This is a genomic window from Sphingomonas sp. SORGH_AS_0789 (assembly GCF_031453055.1).
Taxonomy (GTDB): domain Bacteria; phylum Pseudomonadota; class Alphaproteobacteria; order Sphingomonadales; family Sphingomonadaceae; genus Sphingomonas.
This window is the reverse complement of record NZ_JAVIYV010000001.1, coordinates 2,730,965-2,754,643: the sequence shown is the minus strand read 5'-3', so window position 1 is coordinate 2,754,643 and position 23,679 is coordinate 2,730,965. Positions and strand designations below refer to the sequence as shown.

Annotated in this window: 24 protein-coding genes and 1 tRNA gene; 10 read left to right on the top strand and 15 right to left on the bottom strand. The window is 67.5% G+C overall.

Annotated features, from left to right (window positions below; all coding sequences use genetic code 11):
- Nucleotides 1–5: 5 nt before the first annotated feature.
- The 6 genes from QE360_RS12680 to QE360_RS12655 all read right to left on the bottom strand — a co-directional run bounded on the left by QE360_RS12680 (nt 6) and on the right by QE360_RS12655 (nt 5,483).
- Complete coding sequence (locus QE360_RS12680; protein WP_309704172.1) at nt 6–197, bottom strand: DUF4169 family protein; 192 nt, start codon at nt 195–197, stop codon at nt 6–8.
- Complete coding sequence (locus tag QE360_RS12675) at nt 197–1,576, bottom strand: phospholipase D-like domain-containing protein (RefSeq protein WP_309704170.1); 1,380 nt, start codon at nt 1,574–1,576, stop codon at nt 197–199. Before QE360_RS12675 ends, QE360_RS12680 begins: the two co-directional genes overlap by 1 nt.
- Nucleotides 1,577–1,730: 154 nt before the next feature.
- Complete coding sequence (locus QE360_RS12670; RefSeq protein WP_309701999.1) at nt 1,731–2,774, bottom strand: sulfate/molybdate ABC transporter ATP-binding protein; 1,044 nt, start codon at nt 2,772–2,774, stop codon at nt 1,731–1,733.
- Nucleotides 2,771–3,616: a sulfate ABC transporter permease subunit CysW gene (gene cysW, locus QE360_RS12665; protein WP_309696189.1), complete on the bottom strand. Its 846-nt coding sequence runs from the start codon at nt 3,614–3,616 to the stop codon at nt 2,771–2,773. The genes QE360_RS12670 and cysW overlap by 4 nt, the downstream gene beginning before the upstream one ends.
- The gene (gene cysT, locus QE360_RS12660; protein WP_309701997.1) at nt 3,613–4,443 is read right to left on the bottom strand and encodes a sulfate ABC transporter permease subunit CysT; all 831 of its coding nucleotides are present in this window, start codon (nt 4,441–4,443) and stop codon (nt 3,613–3,615) included. The genes cysW and cysT overlap by 4 nt, the downstream gene beginning before the upstream one ends.
- A 5-nt stretch (nt 4,444–4,448) precedes the next feature.
- Nucleotides 4,449–5,483, bottom strand: a complete 1,035-nt coding sequence (locus QE360_RS12655; protein WP_309701995.1) for a sulfate ABC transporter substrate-binding protein — start codon at nt 5,481–5,483, stop codon at nt 4,449–4,451.
- Nucleotides 5,484–5,688: 205 nt separating this feature from the next.
- Here QE360_RS12655 and QE360_RS12650 point away from each other — a divergent pair, with 205 nt between their 5' ends.
- Nucleotides 5,689–7,128 carry an NAD-dependent succinate-semialdehyde dehydrogenase gene (locus tag QE360_RS12650; RefSeq protein ID WP_309701993.1) on the top strand — a complete coding sequence of 480 codons (1,440 nt, stop codon included), beginning with the start codon at nt 5,689–5,691 and terminating at the stop codon, nt 7,126–7,128.
- 161 nt (nt 7,129–7,289) lie between these two features.
- Nucleotides 7,290–7,365: transfer RNA gene (locus QE360_RS12645), tRNA-Lys, on the top strand.
- A gap of 56 nt (nt 7,366–7,421) precedes the next feature.
- On the opposite strand, the gene QE360_RS12640 is transcribed toward QE360_RS12645, so the two are convergent.
- The 3 genes from QE360_RS12640 to QE360_RS12630 form a co-directional block, all read right to left on the bottom strand.
- The gene (locus tag QE360_RS12640) at nt 7,422–7,856 is read right to left on the bottom strand and encodes a hypothetical protein (RefSeq protein WP_309701992.1); all 435 of its coding nucleotides are present in this window, start codon (nt 7,854–7,856) and stop codon (nt 7,422–7,424) included.
- Nucleotides 7,857–7,895: 39 nt separating this feature from the next.
- A complete protein-coding gene (locus QE360_RS12635; RefSeq protein ID WP_309701990.1) occupies nt 7,896–9,533 on the bottom strand; it encodes a S10 family serine carboxypeptidase-like protein in 1,638 nt (545 codons plus the stop codon).
- A gap of 324 nt (nt 9,534–9,857) precedes the next feature.
- A complete protein-coding gene (locus QE360_RS12630; RefSeq protein WP_309701988.1) occupies nt 9,858–12,443 on the bottom strand; it encodes a M1 family metallopeptidase in 2,586 nt (861 codons plus the stop codon).
- A gap of 141 nt (nt 12,444–12,584) precedes the next feature.
- Between QE360_RS12630 and QE360_RS12625 the strand changes: the two genes are divergently transcribed.
- Complete coding sequence (locus tag QE360_RS12625; RefSeq protein WP_309701986.1) at nt 12,585–13,562, top strand: nitronate monooxygenase family protein; 978 nt, start codon at nt 12,585–12,587, stop codon at nt 13,560–13,562.
- Between the two features lie 99 nt (nt 13,563–13,661).
- Here QE360_RS12625 and QE360_RS12620 read toward each other — a convergent pair whose 3' ends face one another.
- Nucleotides 13,662–14,123 carry a DUF1465 family protein gene (locus tag QE360_RS12620; protein WP_309701984.1) on the bottom strand — a complete coding sequence of 154 codons (462 nt, stop codon included), beginning with the start codon at nt 14,121–14,123 and terminating at the stop codon, nt 13,662–13,664.
- Nucleotides 14,124–14,198: 75 nt separating this feature from the next.
- Nucleotides 14,199–14,396, bottom strand: a complete 198-nt coding sequence (locus tag QE360_RS12615) for a YdcH family protein (protein WP_307099560.1) — start codon at nt 14,394–14,396, stop codon at nt 14,199–14,201.
- Nucleotides 14,397–14,603: 207 nt separating this feature from the next.
- On the opposite strand from QE360_RS12615, the gene QE360_RS12610 reads away from it, so the two are divergent.
- On the top strand, nt 14,604–14,759 hold the full coding sequence (locus QE360_RS12610; protein ID WP_307099562.1) for a YdcH family protein: 156 nt from the start codon (nt 14,604–14,606) through the stop codon (nt 14,757–14,759).
- A gap of 136 nt (nt 14,760–14,895) precedes the next feature.
- Here QE360_RS12610 and QE360_RS12605 read toward each other — a convergent pair whose 3' ends face one another.
- Nucleotides 14,896–15,261, bottom strand: coding sequence for a PilZ domain-containing protein (locus tag QE360_RS12605; protein ID WP_307099564.1), 366 nt, complete (start codon nt 15,259–15,261; stop codon nt 14,896–14,898).
- Nucleotides 15,262–15,458: 197 nt separating this feature from the next.
- The gene (gene dksA, locus QE360_RS12600) at nt 15,459–15,920 is read right to left on the bottom strand and encodes an RNA polymerase-binding protein DksA (RefSeq protein WP_307099566.1); all 462 of its coding nucleotides are present in this window, start codon (nt 15,918–15,920) and stop codon (nt 15,459–15,461) included.
- Nucleotides 15,921–16,376: 456 nt separating this feature from the next.
- On the opposite strand from dksA, the gene QE360_RS12595 reads away from it, so the two are divergent.
- Nucleotides 16,377–17,306: a PEP-CTERM sorting domain-containing protein gene (locus QE360_RS12595; RefSeq protein WP_309701982.1), complete on the top strand. Its 930-nt coding sequence runs from the start codon at nt 16,377–16,379 to the stop codon at nt 17,304–17,306.
- A gap of 26 nt (nt 17,307–17,332) precedes the next feature.
- Here the strand turns inward: QE360_RS12595 and QE360_RS12590 are convergent, their stop codons facing one another.
- The gene (locus tag QE360_RS12590) at nt 17,333–17,848 is read right to left on the bottom strand and encodes a host attachment family protein (RefSeq protein WP_309701980.1); all 516 of its coding nucleotides are present in this window, start codon (nt 17,846–17,848) and stop codon (nt 17,333–17,335) included.
- Nucleotides 17,849–17,938: 90 nt separating this feature from the next.
- On the opposite strand from QE360_RS12590, the gene serS reads away from it, so the two are divergent.
- The 5 genes from serS (at nt 17,939) to tyrS (ending at nt 23,047) form a co-directional block, all read left to right on the top strand.
- Nucleotides 17,939–19,216, top strand: a complete 1,278-nt coding sequence (serS, locus tag QE360_RS12585) for a serine--tRNA ligase (protein ID WP_309701978.1) — start codon at nt 17,939–17,941, stop codon at nt 19,214–19,216.
- A complete protein-coding gene (gene surE, locus QE360_RS12580; protein ID WP_309701976.1) occupies nt 19,216–19,980 on the top strand; it encodes a 5'/3'-nucleotidase SurE in 765 nt (254 codons plus the stop codon). The genes serS and surE overlap by 1 nt, the downstream gene beginning before the upstream one ends.
- Nucleotides 19,981–20,005: 25 nt before the next feature.
- Nucleotides 20,006–21,253 (top strand): M23 family metallopeptidase, encoded by a 1,248-nt coding sequence (locus QE360_RS12575; RefSeq protein WP_309701974.1) that lies wholly within the window; start codon nt 20,006–20,008, stop codon nt 21,251–21,253.
- Nucleotides 21,254–21,365: 112 nt separating this feature from the next.
- Entirely contained in the window at nt 21,366–21,767 is a 402-nt protein-coding gene (locus QE360_RS12570; RefSeq protein ID WP_309701972.1) for a hypothetical protein, read from the top strand.
- A 53-nt stretch (nt 21,768–21,820) separates the two neighbouring features.
- Complete coding sequence (tyrS, locus tag QE360_RS12565) at nt 21,821–23,047, top strand: tyrosine--tRNA ligase (protein WP_309701969.1); 1,227 nt, start codon at nt 21,821–21,823, stop codon at nt 23,045–23,047.
- Between the two features lie 191 nt (nt 23,048–23,238).
- Here tyrS and QE360_RS12560 read toward each other — a convergent pair whose 3' ends face one another.
- Nucleotides 23,239–23,679, bottom strand: a complete 441-nt coding sequence (locus tag QE360_RS12560; RefSeq protein WP_309701967.1) for a DMT family transporter — start codon at nt 23,677–23,679, stop codon at nt 23,239–23,241.

The window sequence follows — 23,679 nt, the reverse complement described above, 5'->3', positions numbered from 1 at the left end:
GGGCCCTACGCCCCCTCCCCATCCTCTTCCCGCTTCGCCCCGTCCAGCTCGCGGCGAAGGCGCTCCTGCTCCGCCGCATCCCGCTGTTTCTCGGCCTTGGTCCGGCCGAAGCGCGCGCGGTTTTCCGTCGCCTGCTGTTCGGCCTGCCGCCGGTCGCGGGCCTTGCGCGCCTGACGGAAGTTGACGATCTCACCCATCAGCGCCGCCGCCACCGCCGGAACAGCCCCTTGCGGCTGCTGAGCGCCTCGAACATCTCGTCGGGGCTTTCGGGATCGAGGACCTCGTTGTCGGCCAGCCATTCCTCGACGCTCGACAGGTCGGGCACCTCATAGGCGCGCAACGTCCGCCCCTCGGCTCCGCGCAGCGCCTCGACCGCCGCGATCAGCGTGCCGGTCCGTTGCACCGCCGCCTGCACCTCGGCGGGGCTGGTGCCCAGATGCTCGGCGAGCAGGTCGTCGCGGATCGCCCCGATCCGCCGTCCCGCCGCGCTGTCGGGCTCGACTGCGATCGCTAGGTCGCATTCGGTGTCCAGCCGCATCGAACGGTTGTTGAGATTGGACGAACCCAGCCGGAACACCCGGTCGTCGGCGATCAGGATCTTGGCATGGCAATAGATCGGCTCGCCCCCCGCCGTGAACGGATGATAGATGCGGAAACGCCCGTGCCGGTCGCGCCGCCTGAGCGCCTCGACCAGCCGTGCGCGCGCCGTGTCCATCGCGATCGGCTCCAGCCAGCCTTGCGCGGTCAGCGGATTGACGATGACGAATTCGGGGCCATTCTCTTCGTCCAGCCGCCGCGCGATCGCCTCGGCGACGCGGCGCGACGCGAAATACTGGCTCTCGATATAGACATAGCGCTCCGCCCGCGCGATCTGCGCCAGGAACAGCGCCTCATTCTCGTGCACCGGCGTCTGATCGTCCATCTCGGGCATGGTACGCGCGATGGCGACCGGCTGGTCTAGGAAGTCCGCCTCCAGCCCCTCGGGCCAGCAGCTTTCACCCGGCGAGGCGGGGGCCATGCGCTTGCCGCCCGCCGCATGCCAGCGTTCGCGGAACAGCTCGCCCAGCGCATGCGTCACCGGCCCCTCCACCGCGCTGATCGCGTCGTGCCAGGGCTTGTAGGGCTGGCCGCCGGGCCGCTTGCGACCGGGATCATCGTCACGGTGCTCGCGCGTGTCCCAACGGTCGCTGGTCATGTCGATCCCGCCGCAAAAGGCGAGCTTGTCGTCGATGATGACGATCTTCTGGTGGTGCGAGGCCGCGATCGGGTGATGGCCGTCCAGCTTGGTATGGATCCGCTTGTGCGCCATCCACTTCATCACCGTGAAGAATGTCCGCCCCCGGAACAGCGACTTGATCGCGCCGGTGTCCCAGCGGAGCAGGAAGATTTCCAGCTCGGGGTTCCGCTCGACCAGCGAATAGATGAAGTCGCCGACGGATTCGTTGGGGGCCTCGTCGTGATCGAGGACGATGCGCGCGTCGAAGTCCCATCCGATCAGCAGGATCTGCTTGCGGGCGCCGAGCATCGCGCGGCGGGCCATCCGGAAATATTTCTCCGCATCGATGATGACCGCCATGCGCTCGGCCTGCTCGATCCGCCAGCACTCCTGTCCGACCTTCAAACCCGATCTCCCCGTCTGCCTGCGTCCACGACCATCTCATGCCCACGCCCTGCCAGACTGGCAAATGGCCAAACGGTTGCGATGGCGAAATGGTCCGTGGGAACGGCGATCAGGTCTTTGCGAATATCCGATAGCGGGTCGGGCGCAGGTTCAGCACATCGCCCGTCGCGTCGCTGGCGTCGACGGGCAGGTCGAAGGTCAACGGCTCGGCCAGCCCCGCCATCGTGGCGGTGATCCGACGCGACCGGCCGATCGGACGGCTCGTCTCCACCGTGACGGCCAGCGCATCGGGAGCGCCCGGTTCGACCAGTTCGACATCATGCGGCCGGACATGAAGCTCGCCCGCTCCCTGCCCCTGGCCGGTGTCGGGCAGCACCGTCTGCCCCTGCCCCACCATCGCCGAACCGTTCGACCGGGTGACGGGCAGGCAGTTGGTCTCGCCGATGAAGGACGACACGAAGGCGGTGGCCGGTTCGGCCTGCACCTCATGCGGGGTGCCGACCTGTTCGATCACCCCGCCGCGCATCACGACGATCCGGTCGGCCAGTTCCAGCGCCTCTTCCTGATCGTGCGTCACGAAGATCGAGGTCAGCCCCGTCTCGTCATGGATGCGCCGCAGCCAGCCGCGCAGGTCCTTGCGGACCTGGGCGTCGAGCGCGCCGAACGGCTCGTCGAGCAATAGCAGGCGCGGCTCGATCGCCAGCGCACGGGCCAGGGCCACGCGCTGCCGCTGCCCGCCCGACAGCTGCGCGGGATAGCGGTCGCCGACATCGGGCAGCTGGATCAGGGCGAGCAGTTCGGCGACCTTGGCCGCGATCGCCGCCTTGGCCGGACGGCCCCGCCGTTTCCGCACGGTCAGACCGAAGGCGATGTTCTGGGCGACCGTCATGTGGCGGAACAGCGCGTAATTCTGGAACACGAAGCCGATCCGACGCTCGGCCGCGGGCGTGTCCGTCATGTCATGTCCGTCGAACAGCACATGCCCCTCATCGGCGAAGTCCAGCCCCGCAATTGTCCGCAGCAGCGTCGTCTTGCCCGATCCGGAGGGGCCGAGCAGCGCCAGGAACTCGCCCGCCCGCGTCTCCAGCGACACGCGGTCGAGCGCGGTGAAGCCGCCGAAGCGACGGGAAATATTCTCGACGACGATGCTCAATGCGCGGCTCCCGCCCGGTGGATGCCGAAACGCCATTCCAGCACGGTCTTCACTCCCAAGGTCACCAGCGCGAGCGAGGCGAGCAGAGACGCCACCGCGAACGCGCCGACAAAGTCATATTCATTGTACAGGATCTCGACATGCAGCGGCATGGTGTTGGTCAGCCCCCGGATATGCCCCGACACGACCGACACCGCGCCGAACTCGCCCATCGCGCGGGCATTGCACAGGAGCACGCCGTAGAGCAGCCCCCAACGGATATTGGGCAGCGTGACATGCCAGAAGGTCTGCCACCCGCTCGCCCCCAGCGACCGCGCCGCCTCCTCGTCGTCGCGGCCCTGTTCGGCCATCAGCGGGATCAACTCGCGCGCGACGAAGGGAAAGGTGACGAAGACGGTCGCCAGCACGATGCCGGGCACCGCGAAGATGATGCGGACGCCATGCTCGGTCAGCCACGGCCCCAGCCAGCCTTGCGCCCCGAACAGCAGCACGAAGATCAGGCCCGACACCACCGGCGACACCGAAAAAGGCAGGTCTATCAGGGATATGAGCAGGCTTTTCCCGCGAAAGTCGAACTTGGCGATCGCCCAGGAGGCCGCCACGCCGAACACCGCGTTGACCGGCACCGCAATGGCCGCGACCAGCAGCGTCAGGCGGATCGCGGCGAGCGCGTCGGGGTCCGCGATGGCCGCGACGAAGACCTGCCATCCCTTGGCCAGACCACCCGCGAACACCATGACGAGCGGCAGGAACAGGAACAGCGCCAGAAAGGCGAAGCCGGTGCCGATCAGCGCCCAGCGCGCCACCGGGCTTTCGACGGTGGTGGGGTTGGAACCGCTCATCGCGTCCCCCGCTTGGCGCGCCACGCCTGGAGCAGATTGACGAACAACAGCATCGCGAAGGACAGCACCAGCATCACGCACGCAATGGCGGTCGCGCCGTCATAGTCGAATTGCTCCAGCTGGGTGATGATCAACAGCGGCGCGATCTCCGATTTGAAGGGCATGTTGCCCGCGATGAAGATGATCGAGCCATATTCGCCGACCCCGCGCGCAAAGGCGAGCGCGAAGCCGGTCAGCAGCGCGGGCGCGATGGCGGGCAGGATGATCCGGCGAAAGGTCTGCGCCCGCGTCGCGCCGAGCGTGGCGGCCGCCTCCTCGACATCGCGCCCCAGATCGGCGAGCACCGGCTGCACCGAGCGAACAATGAACGGCAAGCCAATGAAAACCAAGGCAATGGTGACGCCCAGCGGCGTATAGGCGACCTTGACCCCCAGCGGCGCGAGCAGCGACCCGATCCAGCCATTGTCCGCATAAAGCGAAACCAGCGCGATGCCCGCCACCGCCGTCGGCAGCGCGAAGGGCAGGTCGACCGCGGCATCGATCAGCTTCTTGCCGGGAAATTCATAGCGGACGAGGATCCAGGCGATCAGCAGCCCGAACACCGCATTGACCGCCGCCGCCGCCAGCGCCGCGCCGAAGCTGAGCCGATAGGCGGCCAGCGCGCGCGGCGACAGACCGACCGCGGCAAAGCCGTCCCAGCCCATGCCCGCCGCGCGTATGACCAGCGCGGACAGCGGCAACAGGACCACCAGCCCCAGCCAGAACAGGGTCATCCCCATCGTCAAGCCGAAGCCCGGCAAGGCGGATCGGCGCGTCGAAGCCCGCATCCGGATCAGCGCTTCCTGCCGCCGGCATAGATGGCGTCGAACACCCCGCCATCGGCGAAGAAGCGCTTCTGCGCCGCGCCCCAGCCGCCGAAGTCGCGGATCGTGACCATGTCCAGCTTGGGAAACACCGCCGCATATTTCGCCAGCACCGCCTGGTCGCGCGGGCGGTAGAAGTTGCGCGCGACGATCTCCTGCCCTTCGGGCGTGTAGAGGAATTTGAGATATTCGGTCGCGACCTTCTCGGTGCCATGCGCCTTGGCATTGGCGTCGACCACCGCGACCGGCGGCTCGGCCAGGATCGAGATGGAGGGGACGACGATGTCGAACTTGCCCGCGCCCAGCTCCTTCTCCGACAGAAGCGCCTCATTCTCCCACGCGATCAGCACATCGCCCAGCCCGCGTTCGACAAAGGTCGTAGTCGCGCCGCGTGCGCCCGAATCCAGCACCGGCACATGGGCGTAGAGGTCCGCGACATAGCGCTGCGCCGCCGCCTCCGAGCCGCCCGCCTTCTTGCCATAGGCCCAGGCGGCCAGGAAATTCCACCGCGCGCCGCCGCTGGTCTTGGGGCTGGGGGTGATGACCTGGACGCCCGGCTTCACCAGATCGGCCCAGTCGCGAATGCCCTTGGGATTGCCCTTGCGGACCAGGAACACGATGGTCGAGGTATAGGGCGCGCTATTGTCCGGCAGGCGGGCCTGCCAATCTGCCGGAAGCAGCTTGGCCCGCTCGGCGATCGCGTCGATGTCATAGGCCAGCGCCAGCGTCACCACGTCCGCCGACAGCCCGTCGATCACCGAGCGCGACTGCTTGCCCGATCCGCCATGGCTCATCCGGAACGAGACGGCCTGGCCGGTCTTGGCCTGCCATTGTTTGGCGAAGGCGGCGTTGACGTCCTTGTACAGCTCGCGCGTCGGGTCATAGCTGACGTTCAGCAGCTCGACCGAGCCCTTCCCGCCGCCGCTGCCGCCCCCCGAACAGCCGGACAGGCCGATCGCCCCGATCATCAACGCGGCAAGGCTTGCCGAAAATGGTGCTCGCATCTGGACCCGTCCCTTTCGTTTCGGTGCGTAACCTATCTCGATCCCCCCGATAGGAAATGCCGGAAAGCTTGGGACGCACAAAGCCCTGCTTTTGCTCCCTCGATCCCGACAGAAGCCCGGTCCGGCCTCCTTCGCCCTTGCATCGGGCGCGGACAGGGCCGATCTCCCGCCCGCATCATCCCCTTATTCCCTGGAAAGGACGCGCATGACCGCGACTGATTTCGACGTGAAGACCGGCCTGTATATCGCGGGCGAATGGCTGGGCGCGGACGGGCGCGAGACGCAGGCGGTGCTGAACCCCGCCACCGGCCAGCCGCTGGGCGACCTGCCGCTGGCGACCAAGGCGGACATGGACCGTGCGCTGGAAGCCGCCGCGCGCGGTTTCGAGACGTGGCGCAAGACCGCGCCGCAGGAGCGCGCCGCCGTCCTGCTGCGCACCGCCGCGCTGGTCCGCGAGCGTGCCGAGGATCTCGCCCGCCTCGCCACGCTGGAGGAAGGCAAGCCGATCGTCGAGGCGCGCGGCGAGGTGGCCGCCACCGCCGCGCTGCTGGAATTCCATGCGGGCGAGGCGGTGCGCATCTATGGCCGCGTCCTGCCCCGCCCCACCGGCACCCGCTCGCTGGTGCTGCACCAGCCGGTCGGGCCGGTCGCGGCCTTCTGCGCCTGGAACTTCCCGGTCATGAACCCGGTGCGCAAGATCTCGCCCGCCATCGCGGCGGGCTGCTCGGTCATCCTGAAGCCCAGCGAGGAGACCCCCGCCAGCGCGATCGCGATCATGCGCTGCTTCCAGGATGCGGGTCTTCCCGGCGACGTCGCGCAGTTGGTCTTCGGCGTGCCCGACGCGGTGTCGCGCCACCTGCTCGCCTCGCCCGTCACCCGCAAGCTCAGCTTCACCGGATCGGTGCCGGTCGGCAAGCACCTGTTGAAGCTGGCCGCCGACACGGTGATGAAGTCGACCATGGAGCTGGGCGGGCATGGCCCCGTGCTGGTCTTCGACGATTGCGACCTCGACAAGACGCTCGACACGCTCGTCACGCACAAGTTCCGCAATGCGGGCCAGGTCTGCGTCGCGCCCACCCGCTTCCATGTCCAGGAGGGCATTTACGAGCGTTTCGCCAAGGGCTTTGCCGAGCGCGCCGCCACACTGAAGATCGGTGACGGCCTGTCGAGCGACACCCAGATGGGCCCGATGGCCAATCCCCGCCGTCCCGAGGCGATCGGCGCGATGATCGAGGATGCGGTGCGCTCGGGCGCGCGGATGCTGACCGGCGGCGAGGCGAAGGGCGGTGACGGCTTCTTCTTCGCGCCGACCGTGCTGGCCGATGTGTCGCTGGACGCCAAGGCGATGAACGAGGAGCCGTTCGGCCCGATCGCGCTGATCCGCCCCTTCGCCACCACCGAGGACGCCATTGCCGAGGCGAACCGCCTGCCCTTCGGCCTGGGCGCCTATTGCTTCACCGAGAATGGTCGTCGCCAGAACCAGCTGGGCGACGAGATCGAGGCGGGCATGGTCGCGATCAACACCGTGCGGCTCAGCTGGGGCGACGCGCCGTTCGGCGGGGTCAAGGAAAGCGGCTATGGCTCCGAGGACGGTCCCGAGGGCATCGCCAACCACATGATCACCAAGGCGGTCCATATCGCCTGACGCATCCGGCCCGGCACGCTGCGGCGGGCCGGGCCGTTTCGCCGTCATTTCGCTGTCGCAAGAAAAATGTCAAAAACCCTCTTGGCAGGTCGAAAAAGCTCGGCTAACAGCGCGCCACCAGACGGGGACATCGCTTCCCCGCCATGCCGCAGGCCGGCATCGGACGCATAGCTCAGTTGGTAGAGCAGCTGACTCTTAATCAGCGGGTCCTTGGTTCGAGCCCAAGTGCGTCCACCATTTTCCATATTTATCAAGCGCTATAGATGTCTGAGCTTGCCAGCAATTGGCAGCTGCTATCCGCCGCGTGTACTCTCGGTGACGGGCGCAACATTTTCGATGCTACCGTCCGGTCTGATCCGGAAGCGGCCACCGCCGTAGCCCGTTGCCCCTGTAGTCGTGTGAACTTCATACACGATGCCCGGACGCAAAGGCTTCGCCCGAATAACAGGCCATTCTGGTTCGTGGCGACCTTGCAGCGCCGCGCCATACGCGACCGGGAACATGTTGGCGCAATCATCGTCGTAGACCACGCTATCACGCCAGACAGGCATTGACTCGCCCATGGCATAGACCTCGATCAGGCGAACGCAGGAAGGCGAATGGCGACTTCCTGGCGCTATGGCGAACTGGACGCCGCCGGAACCGGATAGAGCCATCACATCATAGCCATAGGAACAACCGCCGAGCATGAGCGCAAAACCTATGGCAATCTGGCCCAGTTTTCGCATTCGCATCCTCAGCGGTCTTCAGTTAGATATCGGTGTATCTCACCGCGCCCCCTGCCCCGAAGGCGGCACCGGCGGGGTCGACGACCTGGCGTCACTCACCGCTTCGTCATACCAGCCGGCCAGATCGGCCTTCATGCTTCGCAGCGCATCGGGGTTCAGATAGGTCATGTGCCCCGCCGGATAGTAGGTGAAGCGCAGGTTCGCCTGCTGCGCGGGCTCCAGCATCATATGGCCCAGGTCGTTCTCGGTGCCGAAGAACGGCGTCGCCATGTCGTAATAGCCGTTCATCGAGAGCACCTTCAGATACGGGTTCGCCCGCATCGCGGCGGCCAGGTCGATCGCGGTGTTGGGGTTGTTCTGCGACCCGTCGGGCGCCTTGTGCTTCCAGTTCCAGGTCCAGCCCGCCGCATCGCGCGCCGACAGGCGATAGGGCAGCTCGGTCTTGTAGCCGAGCGTGGATTGCAGATAATCCTGGAAGGACGCGATATAAGCGCCTGAAATCGCATCCGAAGAGGCGTCCGCCTCCGGCCGTTCGCCCGCCGCGTCGGTGTCGATGCCGAGGTAGCGCGAGTCGAACCGCCCCACCGTCCGCGCCGAACCGCGCAGCAATTCCTTCTGGAAGCGCGGCAGGTCGATGCGCAGGTTCGCGCGCTTAATGAAGTCGGGCGACAGGCCGATCAAGCGGCTCATCTGCTCGGCGATCTGGTCGCGCTCCTGGGGCGAGATGCTCTGCCCCTTGGCCAGTGCGGACATGTACGGCCCCACCGCAAAGGCGCGCGCCTGCGCCACCACGGTCGCCACATCGGCGGGGCGGTCGGGCAGGCGGTTGTGATACCAGGCGGTCGCGGCGTAGCTGGGCAGGTAGTTGAGATAGACTTGGTCCAGCCCCGGCTGGCGATAGCCGTAATTCATGATCGAACTGAGCAGGATAACGCCGTTCAGCGCCATGCCCCGCTCCTGAAGCTCATAGGCCAGCGCGCCCGAGCGCAGCGTGCCATAGCTTTCGCCGAGCAGGAATTTGGGGCTCATCCAGCGGCCATATTTGGTGACGTAGCGCTGGATCGCCTTGGCGAAGACGTCGACATCCTCGTCCACGCCGTAGAATTGCGCGGGCTTCATATCGCCCAGCGGCCGCGAATAGCCCGATCCGATCGCATCGAGGAAGACGAGGTCGGTCTTGTCGAGCAGCGAGTCCGGATTGGGCCCGACATCATAGGGCGCGGGCCGGACGAATTCCGGGCTGGTGGTGCGGATGCGGATCGGCGCGAACGAGCCCATGCGCAGCCAGAAGGAGGGCGAACCCGGCCCGCCATTATAGAGGAAGGTGATCGGCCGCTTGGTGCCGGGCTTCACCCCCTCCAGCGTATAGGCGGTGTAGAACATCGAGGCGGTCGGCTTGCCCTCGATATCGCGGACAGTCAGCGTGCCCGCCGAGGCGACATAGGGATAGGTGCGGCCGCCCAGGGTCACGCTGTCGCGGTGGCGGACCTCGGCTTCGTCGAGCGGCGCGCGGGCCCAGGCAGCCTCGACCTCGGCCTTGGCCGCCGCTTCGTGCGAGGATTTCTTCTCTCCCTCTTCCTGCGCGGCAAGCGGCGCGGTCAGGGCGGTGGCGGCGAGGAAAAGGGCAAGGCTGTTGCGGATCACGAAGCGCTCACGAATGAATGACGGATAAGTCATCGTTTCGTGTTTCGTCGTTCAAGGCAAGCGGGTTGCGCGGGTCCCGCCCCTCCCCTGCCAGACGGCTTGCTCCCCAGGGTCGATCGACATTCAGCGATGCCCTTCCTTCCCTCGCCCCTCGCAGAGGGGAGAGGGTTGCGCAGACTTGGCCTTTGCGAAAGCAAAGGCTTAGTCGGAGCTGGGTGAGGGGTGGGCGCTCGCGAAGCGAGCGCGCGAGCCTTTGGGCTCGCTCAACCCCTCACCCAAGCTGCGCTAGCCAGCAGGCTGGCAAGCTTCGCTAACCCTCTCCCCTGTCCAGGGGAGAGGGGAAGAAAAGGATCGGGATCAGCGTGCCAGCCAGGCCTCGACCGCGGGCTTCAGACGGTCGGCAACCGCCTTGCGCACCGCGATGGACGATATGGCGCGCTTGGCACCGCCGCGCGATCCTTCGGGCAGGTTGGCGGCGGCCCAGGCCTCGATCTTGCCGGGCATGGCGGGATCGTTCGACCCGGCGCCCAGGCCGACGATGAAGGTCGCACGGTTGCTCTCTTCCAGGAAGCTGTCGACCAGCGGCTTGTTCGCCGCCGCCCAGTCGAACGCCATGTCGGGATGCGCCCCCGCGATCGAACGGAGCAACGCCGCGCGCTGCGGCGGGGTGAAGGTGTCGTTCTTCAGGACGCTCAGTGCCCGGCGCGCCGCGCTCTCGTCCTCGGCATAGCCCAGCAGCGAGACATAGCGGTTCTTGACCACGGGATTGCGCTCGGCCTTGGCCAGTTCGTACAGCCGGTCCCACTCGGCCGGGGTGGCGCGGGTGGCATAGGTCGCCAGGATCGGCTGGCGGATCGCCGCCGGGATCGCGTTGGGATCCTTGGCGAGCGCCCCGACATAGCCGCGTGCGCGTGCCGCGACCATCGCGTCGCCGCTGGTCCCCAGCCGCCCGATCAGCGTCTCGCGCAGGTTGGAGACGAGCGCGCCCTCATCGGGCTTGGCCTCGAACCCGATCCGCGCCAGCACCGGCGACAAGAGAGCCGCGATCTTCGCGCGCAGCGGCTTTTCGAGCGGCGTGCCCTCATACAGCCCGTCGAGACGCGACAGCTCGCCCGCCACCGTCTGCCATTCCAGCGGGCTGGCTTCGGGCGACACCTGCGCCATCAGGTCGAACCAGCGACCCAGGCTCTGATAGCCGCCCGCCGCCAGCGCATAATCGTCGCCCAGCGTGCCGAGGCGATCCTCCAGCGCCAGCTTGGCATAGTCGCGCACGATCGCGGCATGGCCCGCATCGTCGTACATCACGCGGGTATAGGAGCCCTTGCCCCGGTTCAGGACCAGCGTCCCGCACCCGCCGACGCTGACCGGAGTCGGCGTCGCGCCGGTGATGATGGCGCTGGTCTCACCGCCGCCGATCGTGGCGATGCGGATGGGCACATGCCAGGTCTGCGGCGCCTTGGATGCTTCGTCCAGGCCGAACCGTCCCTGCGCCAGCATCGCCACCGTCTTGCCGCCCTCGCAGCGCGCGCCCGACAGCGTGACCAACGGTACGCCGCCCTGCAAGGTGAAGTCGTGCGCGATGGTCGCGACATTGGTGCCCGACGCCTTGGACAGTTCCTCCCACAGCTGTTCGGTCACCGTGTTCTGATATTTGTACTTGGCCATATAGGCGCGGATGCCCTTGCGGAACGTGTCGGCGCCCAGCGTCGATTCGAGCATCCCGATCACCGCCTGCCCCTTGAGATAGGTGATGCTGTCGAACGCCTCGCCGATCTGGTCGACCGTCTCGACCTTGCGGATGATCGGATGGGTGGCGCTGGTCGCGTCGATGCCCATCGCCGACTCGCGCTCGCCCGCGATGCTGGCGGCGGCGGCCTTCCAGCTGGGGTTCAGGTCGTTGGACGCCTTGCCTTCCATCCACGAGGCAAAGCCCTCGTTCAGCCACAGATCGTCCCACCAGCGCGGGGTGACCAGATCGCCGAACCACTGATGCGCCATTTCATGCGCGACGACGGTGTGGATGCGCTGGCGATTGCTCTCGGTCATGACCTTGGGGTCGAAGAGCAGCTCATTCTCGAAATAGAAGATCGCGCCCCAATTCTCCATCGCGCCGAAGAACTGGCTGGACCCCGGCCCCGCGATCATGTCCATCTTGGGCAGCGGATAGGGCGTGCCGAAATAATCGTTATAATAAGCGAGCAGCTTCGACGCCGAGGCGAGCGAATAATCGCCCTGGTCGACCACGCCCTTGCGGCTGACGACGCCGATCTGGACGCCGTTCGCATCCACCGTCTTGCGGTCGAGATTGCCCGATCCGAAATAGAGCAGATAGCTCGACATCACCGGCGTCTCGTCGAAGCGATAGAGCTGGCTGCCATCGGCCTGCGGCGTGATCGAGGAGGCGGGCATGTTGCTGATCGCGCGCTGCCCCTTGGGTGCGGTGGCGGTCAGGCGGAACTTCGCCTTGAAGGCGGGCTCGTCCCACATCGGCGCGAAGCGGCGCGCGTCGGGGGCCTCGAACTGGGTCGCCAGCATCCGGTCGGGCGTGCCGTCGGCATTGGTATAGTCGATCGCGAACAACCCGTTGGCCGAGCGGTTGATCGTGCCGGTCCAGGCGAAGCCGACCTTGTGCCGCCCCGTGCTCGCCGCCTGCGGCAGCGTCAGGGTGAGCGTCTGCGCATCCTTGTCGAGCGCGAAGGGCACCGGCTTGCCGTCGAAGGTGGCGCGGGTGATGGTCAGCTCGGCGGCGTTGAGGACGATGGTCGCGGTGGCCTGGCGGACATCGACATCGACCGTCTCCTCGCCCGAGAAGCGCATCGCCTTGGCATCGGGACGGATCGAGATGTCGTACAGCACGGGTGCCACCGTTTGCGGCAGCTGGCCCGCCGCCAGCGCCGGGGTGGAAACGGTCAGGGCAAGCAGCGCCGAGAGGGCAGACTTCATTACGATCAAGGCCTTTCCATAGGGATCGGCAAATCTCTACGCGCTCACCCGCGCAAAGCAAATGACGCTCATGTCACATAGTCTCATGGGCCGGGATGCGGGAGCACTGGACAGCCTTTACGCTTACGTTATCGTCAAGCCATGACCCAGTCTCGCTCCCCCCTGCCCCCTGCCCTGAGTCGCCTAGCTCTGCCCGTGATCGGGTCGCCGCTGTTCATCATATCCCATCCGGATCTGGTGATCGCCCAGTGCAAGGCGGGGATCGTCGGCTCCTTTCCCGCGCTGAACGCACGCCCCGCCAGCCAGCTCGACGAATGGCTGCACCAGATCACCGAGGCGCTGGCCGCGCATGACCGCGACCATCCCGATCGCCCCGCAGCCCCCTTTGCGGTGAACCAGATCGTCCACCGCTCCAACATCCGGCTGGAGGAGGATTTGGCGGTGTGCGCCAAGTGGAAGGTGCCGATCGTCATCACTTCGCTGGGCGCGCGCGAAGATGTGAATGCGGGCGTATCGGCCTGGGGCGGGATCACGCTGCACGATGTGATCGACGACCGTTTCGCGCGAAAGGCGATCGAAAAGGGCGCGACCGGGCTGATCGCGGTGGCAGCCGGCGCAGGCGGCCATGCGGGGCGCCTGTCCCCCTTCGCGCTGGTCCAGGAAATCCGGCAATGGTTCGGCGGCCCGCTGGCGCTGGCGGGGGCGATCGCCACCGGCGACGCGGTGCTGGCGGCGCAGGCGATGGGCGCGGACTTTGCCTATATCGGCTCGCCCTTCATCGCGACGGTCGAGGCGCGGGCGGCGCAGGCCTATAAGCAGGCGGTGGTCGACGGCCATGCGCGCGACATCGTCTATTCGAGCCTTTTTACCGGGGTCCATGGCAATTATCTGCGCGCCTCGATCGTCGCGGCGGGGCTGGACCCCGACCATCTGCCGGACGGCGATGCGGCGCATATGGACTTCGGCGGCGGACAGGCCGCCAAAGCCTGGCGCGACATATGGGGCGCGGGCCAGGGGATCGGCGCGGTCGATGCGATCGTCCCCGCCGCCGATCGGATCGCGCAGCTTCGCCGCGAATATGATGCCGCTCGCGAGAGACTGCTAGGCGGTTCCGCCTGACCGCCATCGATATTCATATTCATGCCCCCTTCTCCCCCTCTCCCCTGGACAGAGGAGAGGGGAGAGGGGGAGAAGAAGCAATCCTGAATGTCGGTCCGCCTAGAAGGCAAGGTCCAGCCGGGCATGCAGGGCGCCGACCGGGCTGGTCGAGGGAGGCTCTTCGTCCGCCATCTGGTCGAGCCGGTCCAGCCGCCGGTGGAGGTCGAGGCTGGCATGGATCAGCATCCGCGCGCGAGTCGGCAGGCTGGCCACGACCGCATCCTCCGACTCGGGCGACGCGCCCAGCCGCCGGACGGGCTCGCGCGCTTGCGCCCAGCTGATCTCCCCCGCCTCGACCGCGCGCTGGGTCAGGACCCAGGCGATGACGTGCATCATCCGTGTCGTCACCTTGAGCGACTCGCAGGAAAAGGCGACGCGCGCGATCGGGTCGAGTGTGCCGCGTTCGTCGCGCCCCGCCTCGTCGAAATAGCCGCGCGCCGATTCGGCCAGCAGCATCGCCTCGGCATAGAGGCTGTCGATCAGCCGTGACTGAAACTGGGACCGGAAAGCCGCGCAAAGCATGGCGCCATCGCTCGCACGACCGCCAAGGATCGGACAAGCCCCGGCAACCCGGCCCCTTGTCCCGTTACGATGCGGTCAGGCGATGATGTCGGGGATCAGGCGATCCTCCAGTTCGGCCAGCTCGTCGCGCAGCCGCAGCTTGCGCTTCTTCAGGCGCGCGATCTGCAACTGGTCGGGGGTGGCGGATTGCAACAGGGCCGAAATCGCATCGTCGAGATCGCGATGCTCGACACGCAACATGTCGATGCGCGCGCGTGCCAGCGTGACGTCCATCCTGCCCCCTTTTCGACGCGACCGACGCAGGGTTGCGCGTCGATCCGCCCCACCTCTAGCAAGGCCGGGCGATGCGCGCGAGAGGCCTTCGCATCGTCGCACGGATCGGCTCGCTTGGTCGATTCTGACAAAATTGAGGGGGGACAGACGCGCATTTTGGTGTTTTACTTCCTGCCCCAAAGCAATGGATCAGGAGGTTGAAGCCCTATGCATACGGCGCATCAAACGGCCCTGGAGACCAAGCACGCGACGCTGGACCGGCGAATCAGTGCCGAGACGCAACGCCCCGTGCCCGACGCGATGATCCTGGCGGATCTCAAGAAACAGAAGCTGAGGCTGAAGGAAGAGATACAAGGCCTGTAACCCTGACCGGCCGCGCGGGTCATGCCGACCCGCCGCGGCCCTTTCGGCGCACCGACCGCGCCGTCACGATAGGCCATGGCGATCATCGTCGAGCCCGACGCCCGGAGGCTTCCCGCCACCGCCCGTCACCCAACGCTCAATAGGTAAAGGGTCGCGTCCGCCCGGCCATGTTGGGCTTGGCATATTCCGGCGTCGAGGTGCCGCCGCCCACCGGCTTGCGGACCAGCTTCGGATCGATCGGCCGGTCGAAAGCTACCCCGACCCGCCCCTGGGTACACCAGGCGACCCGCCCCGCGACCAGGCCGATACCGCGCAGGTCGAACTGGATCGGCGTGCCGATCTCCACCGCGACCGGCAGTTCGGCCATCAAGCCGCCCTCGGAGATGTTGCGCACCCGGACTTCGCGCGTCGCCGGATCGTCGCCCAGCGTCATCGCCGCCATCAGCAACAGGCTATCGCGACGTCCGTTGCGGTGGCCTTCGTCCAGTTCGTCTTCCGCCATGTCAGCCCTGCTGTCAGGCGTACGGCCATCGCGTCCCTGTCGATGCCCGTGGCGCCCGTATGTCTCTCGCGCCGTCATGCGATAACCGCATGCCGATTGCCAAGCCGTTAATGCGAAAAACCGGCTGGATGCGCCCGCGCCCACCGCGCCCGAACGGCCCCAACTTTCGCAAGCGAAGCCGGAGCCGCCATCACGCCTCAATCGTCGCGCGAGACCTTTTCGTTGCGCTCATGCCGTTCCTGCGCCTCGACCGTCATGGTCGCGATGGGCCGCGCTTCCAGGCGGCCCAGGCTGATCGGCTCGCCGGTCACTTCGCAATAGCCATATTCGCCCTCGTCGATCCGACGCAGCGCGGCGTCGATCTTGGAGATCAGCTTGCGCTGGCGATCGCGGGTGCGAAGCTCGATCGACCAGTCGGTTTCGCTCGATGCGCGATCGGTCAGATCGGGTTCCCGCAGCGAATCCACCTGAAGCTGCGACAGGGTTCCCTGCGCCTCGCGCTGGATCGATTCCTTCCAATCGATCAGCTTGCGCCGGAAATAGGCCTGTTGCTTCAGGCTCATGAACGGCTCGTCCGCGCTGGGACGATAGTTTTCGTCGAGATCGTTGGCCACATCCGGGCCTGTGGAGTCCGTCACGTGATTAAACACCGTCGCCATACCACTCTCCCAAAGGGCCCGTCGGTGCGACACCCCGCACCGCGTCCCCGGGGCCGCCCCCTGATGGTCGAGAGCGCCTATAGTCGGTGCCACCGTCTGCCGCAAGCGACCGGCATTTCATCGAAGTTCGAATTTATATAATAAAGTTGCAAACTTAACGCGAGATGCACGAAACCATCGATTGCAAAGGATTTTCCAGACCCGAACATCGAAAATACGGGCGCGATGCGACAGGGCGATCGGACGGCTGCGCGCGCGCCAACCGACCGCCGGGAACCTGCTGCATGACATGCCCGCGAATCCCATAACTGAACGTAGCTGGGCATAAGAGGCTTGGAGCTTAAGTCTTTGTTGGTCACTATGATGACAGGATAGGGTGCAAAAGCCGTGCGGACGGTCGGGAGAACCGGATGCCGCCATATTGTGCCGTTTGAGGAATTGTGGATGTCAGTGCGAATGGCCTTGGCGAAGCTGACGGCATGTGCCGCCGGTGGCGCAGTGATCGGCGGCGGTGCCGTCCACATGGTCGAAAGTCCCAAGCGGCCGCCGCTGGTCAAACAGACCAAGGTGAAGAAGCGGATCGTCCATCGCCGGCCCAAGGCGCCGCCGCGTCGCATCGTCACCCGCCGCACCGTCACCACCACCACGCCGCCGCCGACCATCGTGACCGTCACGACCCAGGCGCCGCCAATCCCCATCCCCCTGCCCGATGCCGGTCCGGCGGTCACGTCCGGCGGCGGCTATGTCCCGGCGGTGATCGGCGGCTGGGGCGGCGGCGGCGGTTGGGGCGGCGGCTTCGGCTTTGGCGGGGGCTTTGGCGGCGGCGGATCGAGCGGCAACATCGTGATCTCGTCGACCAGCAGCGGCGGGTCGAGCTCCACCTCCTCGGCCTCGGGCGGTTCGGGTGGCTCGGGCGGGTCCTCCTCGTCCACCTCCACCGGCGGGGTCAGCAGCACCTCGTCGTCCGGGAATGTGTCCAGCACGTCCTCGTCCGGGAATGTCTCCAGCACCTCGTCGTCGGGCAACGTGTCCAGCACGTCGTCGAGCGGCAACGTCTCGTCGACCAGTTCCTCGTCGGGCAATGTCAGTTCATCGACGTCGAGCGCGTCGAGCGCGTCCTCGGCATCCTCCGCCTCGTCGGCATCGTCCGGGGGCTATGCGTCGAGCAGCAACGGCTGGTCCTCGAACGGTTCGTCGGCCAGCTCCGCCTCCTCGGCCTCGAGCGCATCGTCCGCCTCCAGTGCCTCGTCGGCCAGCAGCGCGTCGTCGTCGGGCAACGGCAAGCCGCCCTATACGCCGGTGCCCGCGCCGCCAATGATCCTGCTCTTCGGCAGCGCGGCGGCGGCGCTGGTCATCCGGCGACGGCTGGCCGCCAGGGCGGGCTGAGCCGCGCCGCCGCCGGGGACGGTCGGTTACGCCTTTTGCAGCGCGGCCTCGATCTCCGGCACCGGATGGCCGGTCAGGTCCTTGGCCAGTTCGCCGACCAGACGGTCGCTGACTTCCTTGTGATAATGTTTGCGCAACTCGCCCAGCGTCTTGGGCGGCGCGACCACGATCAGCGATTCGAACTCATTGGCCAGCGCGCGGCGCTTCAGCATGTCGGCGGTCTCCGCCGCGAAGCGATCCTCCTCCTGCTGGTGATAGTCGGTTTCGCCCATCGACCCGCGCGAGGCGGCAAACTGCGCGCCCTGTCCCCCGCCACCGGCCTGGTTCGATCCGCCCTGCGCGATGGCGGGCGCGCCGGGGCCGCTCTGGGTCGAGGAGGCCGAGCCCGCGCGGTCGGTCTTCTGGTCGCGATCGGCGGGGTTGGGATGCTCCACGGCATGCTCGACCTTCAGATTGGGATATTCGGCATCCCCCTCGTTGCGGAAGAACAGGCTCTTGCGACCATCGACGACCAGTACGAAACTGTTATGCGGCACCTGCATCGCGTCTCTCCTTGATTGCGCAGCAAGGTTAACGCGGACGCGTCGCCACGGGTTGCGTGACGGCGGAGCCGGGGCCATAGCCTCCGCCCCATGCACGACATTCGCCTGATCGGGGCCGACCCCGCCGCCTTTGACGCCGCACTCGCCAAGCGGGGCGCCGCCCCCCTGGCCGACTCGCTGATCGCGATCGACGAGCGCCGCCGCGCGATCATCGCCGAGGCGCAAGCCGCGCAGACCCGCCGCAACGACCTGTCCAAGCAGATCGGCCAGGCCAAGGCGGCGCGCGACGAGGCGCGGGCCCAGGCGCTGATGGACGAGGTCGCGGCGCTGAAGGCGAAGCTGCCCGAGCTGGAGGAGCAGGAACGCGCCGTCGAGGCGGAGCTGAACACCGCGCTCGCCGCCATCCCCAACCTGCCCGCCGCCGACGTGCCGCAGGGCGCTGACGAGAATGACAATGCGCTGGTCCACCAGAAGGGCGAGCCCACCAGCTTCGCCTTCGAGGCGCGCGAGCATGACGCGATCGCGCCCGCGCTGGGCATGGATTTCGAGACCGGCGTGGCGCTGTCGGGCGCACGCTTCACGCTGCTGCGCGGTCCCATGGCGCGGCTGTCGCGCGCGCTCGGCCAGTTCATGCTCGACCGGATGACCGAGCAGCACGGCTTCGAGCTGGTGCAGCCGCCGCTGCTGGTCCGCGACGAGGCGGCGTTCGGCACCGGCCAGCTGCCCAAGTTCGCCGAGGACCTGTTCCGCACCACCGACGGCCGCTGGCTGATCCCCACCGCCGAGGTGTCGCTGACCAATATCGTGCGCGAGGCGATCCTGAGCGAAGCGGAGCTGCCGCTGCGCTTCACCGCGCTGACCCCGTGCTTCCGCTCGGAAGCGGGGGCGGCGGGGCGCGACACGCGCGGGCTGATCCGCCAGCACCAGTTCGATAAGGTCGAGATGGTGTCGATCACCACCCCCGACCAGTCGGATGCCGAGCATGAGCGGATGACGGCGGCGGCCGAGGGCGTGCTGGAGGCGCTGGGCCTGCCCTATCGTCGGATGCTGCTGTGCACCGGGGACATGGGCTTCTCGGCGGCGCGCACCTATGACCTGGAGGTCTGGCTGCCCGGACAGGCGCGGTATCGCGAGATTTCGTCCTGCTCGACCTGCACCGATTTCCAGGCGCGGCGGATGATGGCGCGCTATCGCCCGACCGAGGGCAAGGGCACGCGCTTCGTCCATACGCTCAACGGATCGGGGCTGGCGGTCGGCCGGACGCTGGTCGCGGTGATCGAGAATTACCAGCAGGCCGACGGCTCGGTGGTGGTTCCCGAGGCGCTTCGCCCCTATCTCGGCGGACAGGCGGTGCTGGAGCCGCGCTGATGCGCATCCTGCTGACCAACGACGACGGCTATCACGCGCCGGGGCTCGCCGCGCTGGAGCGGATCGCGGCGACCTTGTCCGACGATGTCTGGATCGTCGCGCCCGCCGAGGACCAGTCGGGGACCAGCCGCTCGCTGACCCTGACCCGGCCGATGCGGCTGCGCCAGTTCGGCGAGCGGCGTTTCGCGGTGACGGGGACGCCCACCGACTCGGTGCTGATGGCGCTGGGCGAGGTGATGGCCGATCACAAGCCCGACCTGATCCTGTCGGGGGTCAATCGCGGCGCCAATCTGGGCGAGGACGTGCTCTATTCCGGGACGGTCGCCGCCGCGATGGAGGGCGCGCTGGCGGGTATCCGCTCGATCGCGCTCAGCCAGCGCTATCCGCATCAGGGCACGGGCGATGCGGTGTCCTTCGCCACCGCCGAGGCGTGGGGCGAGCGGGTGCTCCGGCCGCTGCTGTCCCGTGATTTCGGGCCGCGCACGCTGGTCAACGTCAATTTCCCGCCGGTCGCGCCCGAGGCGGTGAAGGGCATCCGCGCCGCCCGCCAGGGCCTGCGCGACTATGGCCGCGCCAGGCTGGAGCGGCGCAGCGATCCGCGCGGCTATGACTATTACTGGCTGGCGCTGGGCCGCCTGCCGCACCAGCCGGGGGACGATACCGATCTCGACGCGATCGCGGACGATCATATCGCGGTCACGCCGCTTCATCTTGATCTGACGCATCAAACATCGCTTGCTATGCTCGACGCGGCATATCGCTGACACAGTGCCTGGGGGGGAACGGGGCGTGGATCGGAGTTTGAGACTATCGGGGGGTGTGGTCGGAATCGGCCTGTTACTGTCGGGCTGCATCCCGAACATGGAGCCGCCGGTCGGCCCCGCCACACCCGTCGCCCAGCCCACCGCGCTGCCAGCAGCCCAGCCCCCTTCCGTCGAGGTTCGCCAGCTGCCGCCGCGCCAGCCTGTTCCGGTCCGCCCGACCGCGGCCGTGCCGACCCATGCGACCGGCACGCGGCCGCCGATCCGGCGATCGGTGCCGGTCCGCCCGGCCGTTCGCCCACCCGTCGCGTCAACGCCGGTCCAGCCCGTGCCGACCCCGGTGCAGGCGCACGCGCCCTCGCCGCCTGCCCCGCGTCCCAGCTGGGAACTCCATCCAGTCACGCCCGATGCGCAGGTGATCGAGGGGTCGACCTATATCGTCAAGCCGGGCGATACGCTGCGCGTCGTGGGCGACCGGACCGGCGCGGGGACCGAGGCGATCGCGCGCGCCAACGGCCTGCCCCCGCCCTATGTGATCCGCACCGGCCAGAAGCTGATCATCCCCGCCGGGCGCTTCCACTTGGTCCGCCCCGGCGAGAGCGGCATCGCGATCGCGCGCGCTTACGGCGTGCCCTGGTCGCGGATCGTCGAGGCCAATGCCTTTGCCGAGCCCTATGTCCTGCGCGCCGGGCAGCGCATCCTGATCCCCGGCAATCCGGTCAGCGCGCCGCTCAGCAGCGCGGCCGAGCGCGCCGCTGCCTTTACCCTGGACGTCGACGACATCCTGACCGGCGGCGAGCCCGCGCTGGCGAGCAACCAGGCCCCCGCCCGGCCCAGCCCGACGCCGCGCCGTGTCCTGCCGCCGACCGCCGTGGTGGCCGCGCCCGCGCGGCTCAGCTCGGGCTTCTCCTGGCCGGTCGAGGGCCGCGTCGTCAAACGCTTCGGCGCGGGGCCCAGCGGCGAGCGCAATGACGGGATCAAGATCGCGGTGCCCGCCGGCACGCCGATCAAGGCGACGGCGGACGGCGTGGTCGCCTATGTCGGTGACGGTATCGCCGCGCTGGGCGGGCTGGTCATCGTCAAGCATGGCGGCGGCTGGACCAGCGTCTATGGCCATGCCTCCAAGCTGCTCGTCCAGCGCGGGCAGAGCGTGAAGCGCGGGCAGACACTGGCGCTGTCGGGGCAGAGCGGCTTTGCCGAACGGCCCGAGTTGCATTTCGAACTGCGGCGCGGGCGCACCCCGGTCGACCCGCTGAGCCAATTGCCCGGACGCTGACCCCTCTTATCCGAATCCTGAACGCTGCCTAACGGCCGGTTCAGGATTCGGAACGCCACGACCTGTCATAGGTTGAAAACGACATGGGGCCGGTGCCCCCGGGAGTTGGCGTATGAAGAAGATGTTCCGGATGCTGGCCATGATAGGCCTGTCGGTGGCGGGTGTCGCGACCACGACCGCGCTGCCGCTCTCCAGCGCGCAGGCCCAGTCCTGGCGCGATGACGGGCCGCGCCGGGATCGCGACCGCGACCGCGCCGAGTGGCGCCGCGACGATCGGCGGGACTGGCGGGACGACCGGCGCGGCGAACGCCGTGGCTGGCGCGATGATCGCGGATGGCGGGGCGACGACTGGCGCGGCCGTCGCGAGGCGCGCGTCCAGCGCGAGATGGACCGGGCCCGCCGCACCCCCGGCTATGTCGATCCGCGCTCGCAGGGCGACTATACCGATTACAACGGTCGCGGTTATCGCCCCTGCCGCTATGTCCGCCAGAATGGCCGGACGCTCTGTCGCTAAGCCCTTCGTCGGAGGGTGACGAATGCGGATCGGCGGTGTAACGAGCCAGCCCTATGGCATACACGTCCGATCTGCTTCGCACCCTGGATGAACGGGGTTACGTCCACCAGATGACCGATGCCGCCGCGCTGGACAAGCTGGCGGCGTCGGAGGTGGTGCCCGGCTATATCGGCTTCGACCCCACCGCGCCGTCGCTGCATGTCGGCAGCCTGGTGCAGATCATGCTCCTGCGCCGGATGCAGCAGACCGGGCACAAGCCGATCGTGCTGATGGGCGGCGGCACCGGCAAGATCGGCGATCCCAGCTTTAAGGACGAGGCGCGCAAGCTGCTCGGCGAGGACGGGATCAAGGACAATGTCGCCTCGATCAAGCGCATCTTCGAACGCTTCCTGACCTTCGGTGACGGGCCGACCGATGCGGTGATGGTCGACAATGCCGACTGGCTCGACAAGCTGGAGTACATCCCCTTCCTGCGCGAAGTGGGGCAGCATTTCTCGGTCAACCGGATGCTGTCGTTCGACTCGGTGAAGCTGCGGCTCGACCGCGAACAGTCGCTCAGCTTCCTCGAATTCAACTATATGATCCTCCAGGCCTATGACTTCCGCGAACTGGCGCAGCGTCATGGCTGCCGTCTCCAAATGGGCGGGTCGGACCAGTGGGGCAATATCGTCAACGGCATTGAACTCGCCCGCCGCATGGACGGGACCGAGGTGTTCGGCGTGACCACCCCGCTGATCACCACGGCGGATGGCGGCAAGATGGGCAAGACCATGGCCGGGGCGGTCTGGCTGCACGAAGACCAGCTGCCGCACTTCGATTACTGGCAGTTCTGGCGCAACACCGACGACCGTGACGTGGGCCGCTTCCTGCGCCTGTTCACCGACCTGCCGCTGGACGAGATCGCACGGTTGGAAAAGCTGGAAGGTGCGGAGATCAACGAGGCCAAGAAGATCCTCGCCAACGAAGCCACCGCCATGTGCCGGGGCCGCGCGGCGGCGGACGAAGCGGCGGAGACGGCGCGGCGGACCTTCGAGGAAGGCGCGGCGGGTGCGGCTTTGCCGAGCTTTGCGGTCGCGGGCGGATCGATCACCATCGTCGATGCGCTGATCGGCCTGGGCTTCGCCAAGTCCAAGGGCGAGGCACGCCGCCTGATCGCGGGCGGCGGCGCGCGTATCGATGGCGAGAAGGTGGCGGACGAGAATGCCGTCATCGCGGTCGGCGGCGAGCCGGTGAAGCTGTCGTCGGGCAAGAAGAACCATGGGCTGCTGACGGCGGGGTGATTCCTTTGGCCTTCGACTTCGCTCAGGCTGAACGGGGGTTGAGGTCCTAAACCCCTCAACAACCTGTTCCCCGGCGGAGGCCGGGGCCCAGTTTCTACGTCGCCGAAGAAGCGGGATAACAATGCGTGGGAGGCACCTTCCTTCCAACGCCTGGCAACTGGACCCCGGCCTCCGCCGGGGTACGGGCCCCCTCACCCCCGCCGGACCACCACCGCCCCCGCAATCACCAGCGCAACACCGATGACCTTCCCCAAAGTCACCGGCTCCACCCGCACCCCGAACAGCCCGAAATGGTCGACGATCAGCGCGGCGACGAGCTGGCTGGCGATCGCCGCCGTCAACGCCACCGAAATCCCAAGCCTCGGCGCGGCATAGGCCAGCACCGCCACGAACCCCGCGCCATAGAAGCCGCCCAGCCAGGCCCAGCCAGGCGCCCCCTTCAGCGCCGCCGGACTGGTCCGATCCATTACCGCCCAGGCGACCGCCAGCACCACCGTCCCGATCAGGAACGAGGTCAGCGCCGCCAGCACCACCGACCCCGACACCTTGGCGAGTTCGGCATTGGTCGGCGGCTGGATCGCCAGACCGATACCGGCGATCAGGACCAGGACGAGCGGAAAGACAGCAGCCAT

Coding starts and splice junctions, on each gene's coding strand:
- cysW (WP_309696189.1), bottom strand. CDS start 3,616: ATGAGCGGTTCCAACCCCACCACCGTCGAAAGCCCGGTGGCGCGCTGG.
- QE360_RS12635 (WP_309701990.1), bottom strand. CDS start 9,533: ATGACTTATCCGTCATTCATTCGTGAGCGCTTCGTGATCCGCAACAGC.
- QE360_RS12675 (WP_309704170.1), bottom strand. CDS start 1,576: ATGGCGGTCATCATCGATGCGGAGAAATATTTCCGGATGGCCCGCCGC.
- QE360_RS12680 (WP_309704172.1), bottom strand. CDS start 197: ATGGGTGAGATCGTCAACTTCCGTCAGGCGCGCAAGGCCCGCGACCGG.
- QE360_RS12620 (WP_309701984.1), bottom strand. CDS start 14,123: ATGCTTTGCGCGGCTTTCCGGTCCCAGTTTCAGTCACGGCTGATCGAC.
- surE (WP_309701976.1), top strand. CDS start 19,216: ATGCGCATCCTGCTGACCAACGACGACGGCTATCACGCGCCGGGGCTC.
- tyrS (WP_309701969.1), top strand. CDS start 21,821: ATGGCATACACGTCCGATCTGCTTCGCACCCTGGATGAACGGGGTTAC.
- QE360_RS12650 (WP_309701993.1), top strand. CDS start 5,689: ATGACCGCGACTGATTTCGACGTGAAGACCGGCCTGTATATCGCGGGC.
- serS (WP_309701978.1), top strand. CDS start 17,939: ATGCACGACATTCGCCTGATCGGGGCCGACCCCGCCGCCTTTGACGCC.
- QE360_RS12560 (WP_309701967.1), bottom strand. CDS start 23,679: ATGGCTGCTGTCTTTCCGCTCGTCCTGGTCCTGATCGCCGGTATCGGT.
- QE360_RS12595 (WP_309701982.1), top strand. CDS start 16,377: ATGGCCTTGGCGAAGCTGACGGCATGTGCCGCCGGTGGCGCAGTGATC.
- QE360_RS12630 (WP_309701988.1), bottom strand. CDS start 12,443: ATGAAGTCTGCCCTCTCGGCGCTGCTTGCCCTGACCGTTTCCACCCCG.
- dksA (WP_307099566.1), bottom strand. CDS start 15,920: ATGGCGACGGTGTTTAATCACGTGACGGACTCCACAGGCCCGGATGTG.
- QE360_RS12570 (WP_309701972.1), top strand. CDS start 21,366: ATGAAGAAGATGTTCCGGATGCTGGCCATGATAGGCCTGTCGGTGGCG.
- QE360_RS12605 (WP_307099564.1), bottom strand. CDS start 15,261: ATGGCGGAAGACGAACTGGACGAAGGCCACCGCAACGGACGTCGCGAT.
- QE360_RS12590 (WP_309701980.1), bottom strand. CDS start 17,848: ATGCAGGTGCCGCATAACAGTTTCGTACTGGTCGTCGATGGTCGCAAG.
- QE360_RS12625 (WP_309701986.1), top strand. CDS start 12,585: ATGACCCAGTCTCGCTCCCCCCTGCCCCCTGCCCTGAGTCGCCTAGCT.
- cysT (WP_309701997.1), bottom strand. CDS start 4,443: ATGCGGGCTTCGACGCGCCGATCCGCCTTGCCGGGCTTCGGCTTGACG.
- QE360_RS12615 (WP_307099560.1), bottom strand. CDS start 14,396: ATGGACGTCACGCTGGCACGCGCGCGCATCGACATGTTGCGTGTCGAG.
- QE360_RS12655 (WP_309701995.1), bottom strand. CDS start 5,483: ATGCGAGCACCATTTTCGGCAAGCCTTGCCGCGTTGATGATCGGGGCG.
- QE360_RS12640 (WP_309701992.1), bottom strand. CDS start 7,856: ATGCGAAAACTGGGCCAGATTGCCATAGGTTTTGCGCTCATGCTCGGC.
- QE360_RS12610 (WP_307099562.1), top strand. CDS start 14,604: ATGCATACGGCGCATCAAACGGCCCTGGAGACCAAGCACGCGACGCTG.